The organism is Paragemmobacter straminiformis (assembly GCF_014243445.1).
Lineage (GTDB): Bacteria > Pseudomonadota > Alphaproteobacteria > Rhodobacterales > Rhodobacteraceae > Paragemmobacter > Paragemmobacter straminiformis.
This window is the reverse complement of sequence record NZ_JACLQD010000012.1, coordinates 1-4521: the sequence shown is the minus strand read 5'-3', so window position 1 is coordinate 4521 and position 4521 is coordinate 1. Positions and strand designations below refer to the sequence as shown.

Genomic DNA, 4521 nt, shown 5'->3' with positions numbered 1-4521 from the left:
TTCGACCATGTCCAGAAGAGCTACGACGGCGTATCGCTAGTCGTTAAGGATTTGAATCTGTCGATCGGGAAGGGTGAGTTTCTGACGATGTTGGGGCCTTCGGGTTCTGGCAAGACGACCTGTCTGATGATGTTGGCGGGTTTCGAGACGGCGACGAATGGCGAGATTTTGCTGGACGGCCGTCCGATCAACACGGTTCCGCCGCACAAGCGGGGGATCGGGATGGTGTTCCAGAACTACGCGCTTTTCCCGCATATGACGGTTGGCGAGAATCTGGCCTTTCCGCTCGAGGTGCGGGGGATGGGCAAGTCGGAGCGCGAGGCGAAGATCAAGCGCGCGCTCGACATGGTGCAGATGGGGGCCTTTGCCAACCGCCGTCCGGCGCAGTTGTCGGGCGGGCAGCAGCAGCGCATCGCGCTGGCGCGGGCCTTGGTCTTCGACCCCAAGCTGGTTCTGATGGACGAGCCCTTGGGCGCGCTCGACAAGCAATTGCGCGAGCATATGCAGTTCGAGATCAAGCATTTGCACGATTCGCTCGGGATCACGGTGGTTTACGTCACGCACGATCAGGGCGAGGCGCTGACCATGTCGGACCGGATCGCGGTGTTCAACGACGGGCGGATCCAGCAGCTCGCACCGCCTTCGGACCTTTACGAGCGCCCCGAGAACAGCTTTGTCGCGGGCTTCATCGGCGAGAACAACCGTCTGGAAGGCGTTGTCGAGGACATCGCGGGGGGCCGCGCGCTGGTGCGGCTGCCGACGGGCGAGCTGATCGACGCGACGCCTGTGAACGTGACGACCAAGGGTCAGAGGACGCTGGTGTCGATCCGTCCCGAGCGGGTCGAGACCAAGGCCGAATTGCTGCCGCCGGACGCGCATCTGATCGAGGCGGAGGTGGTGGAGGTGATCTACATGGGGGATCTCTTCCGCACGGTGCTGAAGGTTGCGGGGCATGACGACTTTGTCATCAAGAGCCGCAACACGCTGGGCAGCCGGGTGCTGAGCCCCGGCGAGAAGATCCGGATCGGCTGGGCGCCTGCGGATGCGCGCGCGCTGGATCCGGTATGACGGGAGCGGTGTGAGGGAACACCCCCGCGCGCCGGCGCAAGACCGGGAGCGGGGGCGAAGGCCGGTTCTGTCGGTGTCGACCACAAGAAGAAGAAATCATCAACATGGGAGCTGATGAATGAAGAAACTGCTAATCCTTTCGACCGCGCTGAGCGGTCTGGCCTTTGCGGCGCATGCCGATGTGACGGTCATGTCCTGGGGCGGGGCCTACGGCGCCGCGCAGACCGAGGCGCATGTGAAGCCGTGGTCTGAGAAGACCGGCAACAAGGCCGTGATGGTCGACAGCGACAACCCCGCGACGCCGATCAAGGCGCAGGTCGAGGCGGGCAACGTCACGGTGGACGTGGCTTCGGTGGAATATGCCGACGCGATCCGCATGTGCGACGAGGGCCTGCTCGAGCCGATCGACATCAACAGCCTGCCCGCGGGTGCCGACGGCACGGCGGCGGCCGATGACTTCCTGCCCGGCGCCGTGACCGATTGCGCCGTGTCGACCGACATCTGGGCGAACGTCTTCGCCTATGACAGCTCGAAGTTCACCGGCGAGAAGCCGACCAAGGTTGCGGACTTCTTCGACCTCGAGAAGTTCCCCGGCAAGCGCGGGCTGAAGAAGGGTCCGAAGGCGGTTCTGGAACTGGCGCTGATGGCCGATGGCGTGGCGCCTGCGGATGTCTACACCGTTCTGGGCACGCCCGAGGGCGTGGACCGTGCCTTTGCCAAGCTGGACACGATCAAGAAGGACGTCGTCTGGTGGGAAGCGGGCGCGCAGGCACCGCAGCTTCTGGCGGATGGCGAAGTGGCGATGACGACGGCCTATAACGGGCGGATCTTTGCCGCGGCGGTGGACGAGGGCAAGCCCTTCGAGATCGTCTGGGACGGCCAGATCTACGAGAACGAGATGTATGTCGTGCCGAAGGGCGCGCCGAACAAGGACCTCGCGCTCGACTTCATCAAATACGCGACCTCGACCGAAGGTCTGCGCGCGCAGGCCTCGCAGATCTCTTACGGCCCCGCGCGCAAGTCGGCGATGCTGGAAGAGCTGGTCTACAAGGACGGCAAGACGGTGATGGCGCCGCACCTGCCGACCGCGCCCGAGAACCTGACGAACTCGCTGCTGACCTCGTCTGACTTCTGGGTCGACCGCAACGCGGAACTGAACGAGCGCTTCAACGCCTGGCTGGCGTCGAACTGATCGCCGGTCGGGGGGCGGCCTGCCCGCCCCCCGCTTTCCCCGCGCCTTCCCTGCGCTTTCCCCGCGCTTTCCCCTCTGGCCCTGCCGTTTCCAGCCGGGGCCTGCCATGTTCTTCCTGCGGAACGGCGCTGCCGTTCCCTGCCCTGCCGCTGCGGAGGGGGCTTTCCCTTCCCTGACATGCGAGACGATGCCGATGGCCGATGCGACCGCCGCCCCCCAAGCAAGCCCCGCGCTTCTGACCACCGCCGATGGCCGCCCGCTGAAGGCGGCGCTGGTGGCGGCGCAGGCCCGCGCCAAGCGCCGCGCCTTCCTGCTGGTGGCGCCTTTGCTGCTCTTTGTGGTGCTGACCTTCATCCTGCCGATTTTGCAGATGCTGCACCGCTCGGTCTATCATGACGGCCTGTCGGCCAATGCGCCGGAACTGGCGGCATGGTTCGCCGCGACCGAAGCCGGCACGCCGCCGGACGAGGCCGCCTTTGCCGCGCTGGCCGCCGACTTCAAGACGATGAAGGCCAACAAGACGGCGGGCGAGGCGGGGACGCGGGTGAACTATACCCTTCCGGAAACCCGCAGCCTGTTCACCAAGACCGCGCGCAAGGCCGACGATCTGGCCCCGCCCTATCAGGCGGCCTTCCTTGCCGTCGACCCGAAATGGGGCGAGCCGGCGGTCTGGCAGGCGATGCGCAGCGCCTCGGGCGCCTATACGGCCGACTTCTACCTGATCGCCGCCGACCGCAAGCGCGACGCGGAGGGGTCGGTGGTGCAGGTGGCCGAGAACCAGCGCATCTATCTGTGGCTCTTCGGCAAGACCTTCTTCCTGTCGGGGATGATCACGGTGATCTGCCTGTTGCTGGCCTTTCCGGTGGCGCATCTGCTGGCCACGCTGCCGGCGCGGCGGGCGAACCTTTTGATGATCCTTGTGCTTCTGCCCTTCTGGACCTCGCTTCTGGTGCGGACGACAAGCTGGATGGTGCTGTTGCAGGGGCAGGGGGTGGTCAACGACCTTCTGGTGCGCGGCGGGCTGCTGGCCGACGAGAACCGTCTGGCGATGATGTACAACCAGACCGGCACGATCATCGTGATGACGCATGTGCTTTTGCCCTTCATGATCCTGCCGCTCTATTCGGTGATGCGGGTGATCCCGCCGAGCTATGCCCGTGCGGCACGCAGCCTGGGTGCTACGAGCTGGACGACCTTCCGGCGCATCTACCTGCCGCAGACGCTGCCCGGCATCGGGGCGGGGGCGCTTTTGGTCTTTATCCTTGCGGTGGGCTATTACATCACGCCCGCGCTGGTGGGCGGGGCGGACGGGCAGCTGATCTCGAACCTGATCCAGTTCCACATGGCCAATTCCAACTGGTCGCTGGCGGCGGCACTGGCCGCGATGCTGCTGGCGGGGGTGCTGGTGCTTTACTGGCTTTACGACCGCCTGATCGGCATCGACAACCTGAAACTCGGCTGAGGAGGCGCAACATGGCCCTGCCCGTCTATGCAAGCCCGCTGGAGCGGCTTTGGCACCGGACCTATCTGGTGATCTGCGCGGCGATCTTCCTGTTCCTGATCGCGCCGATCCTGATCGTGATCCCGCTGTCGTTCAACGTCGAGCCCTACTTCACCTTCACCAAGGAGATGCTGAGCTTCGATCCGGCGGGCTTCTCGATGCGCTGGTACGATTCGCTGCTGACCGTGGGGATGACCACGCCCGAGGGCCCGCGCGACGCGGCGTGGTGGAGCATGGTCTGGCATGAATCGACCTGGGTGAAGGCGGCGAAGAACTCGGTCATCGTCGGCTTCTGGTCGACGCTTCTGGCGACCTTCCTCGGCACGCTGGCAGCGCTTGGCCTGTCGCGCCCCGAGATGCCCTGGCGCCGCGCCGTGATGGCCATCCTGATCTCGCCCATGATCGTGCCGATCATCATCATCGCGACGGGGCTGTTCTTCTTCTACTCGAACCCCTGCTCGGTGCTGGGCTTCTCTTGCGGGCGGCTGACCTCGACCTACACGGGCCTTGTGATGGCCCATGCCACGCTGGGCATCCCCTTCGTCATCATCACCGTGACCGCGACGCTCTCGGGCTTCGACCAGTCGCTGATCCGCGCGGGTGCCTCGCTCGGCGCCTCGCCCTCGCGCACCTTCTTCAAGGTGGTGCTGCCGCTGATCACCCCCGGCGTCGTCTCGGGCGCGCTCTTCGCCTTCGTCACATCCTTCGACGAGGTCGTCGCCGTCCTCTTCATCGCAGGACCCGAACAGCAGACCATCCC

The 4521-nt window shown here is 65.4% G+C and carries 4 protein-coding genes; all 4 read left to right on the top strand.

Going from position 1 to position 4521, the window contains the following annotated elements; translation table 11 throughout:
* Window positions 1-1068: ABC transporter ATP-binding protein (locus H7F16_RS19470; protein WP_185799307.1), on the top strand; the 1068-nt coding region annotated here is incomplete at its 5' end.
* Window positions 1069-1186: 118 nt separating this feature from the next.
* Window positions 1187-2260, top strand: coding sequence for an ABC transporter substrate-binding protein (locus tag H7F16_RS19465; RefSeq protein WP_185799306.1), 1074 nt, complete (start codon window positions 1187-1189; stop codon window positions 2258-2260).
* 193 nt (window positions 2261-2453) lie between these two features.
* On the top strand, window positions 2454-3722 hold the full coding sequence (locus tag H7F16_RS19460) for an ABC transporter permease (RefSeq protein WP_185799305.1): 1269 nt from the start codon (window positions 2454-2456) through the stop codon (window positions 3720-3722).
* Between the two features lie 11 nt (window positions 3723-3733).
* Window positions 3734-4521 (top strand): ABC transporter permease (locus H7F16_RS19455; RefSeq protein ID WP_185799304.1); only part of this gene is annotated, 788 nt, incomplete at its 3' end.

Bases quoted from the DNA above. Each gene is read 5' to 3' on its own strand.
- H7F16_RS19460 (WP_185799305.1), top strand. From the start codon at position 2,454: ATGGCCGATGCGACCGCCGCCCCCCAAGCAAGCCCCGCGCTTCTGACC.
- H7F16_RS19465 (WP_185799306.1), top strand. From the start codon at position 1,187: ATGAAGAAACTGCTAATCCTTTCGACCGCGCTGAGCGGTCTGGCCTTT.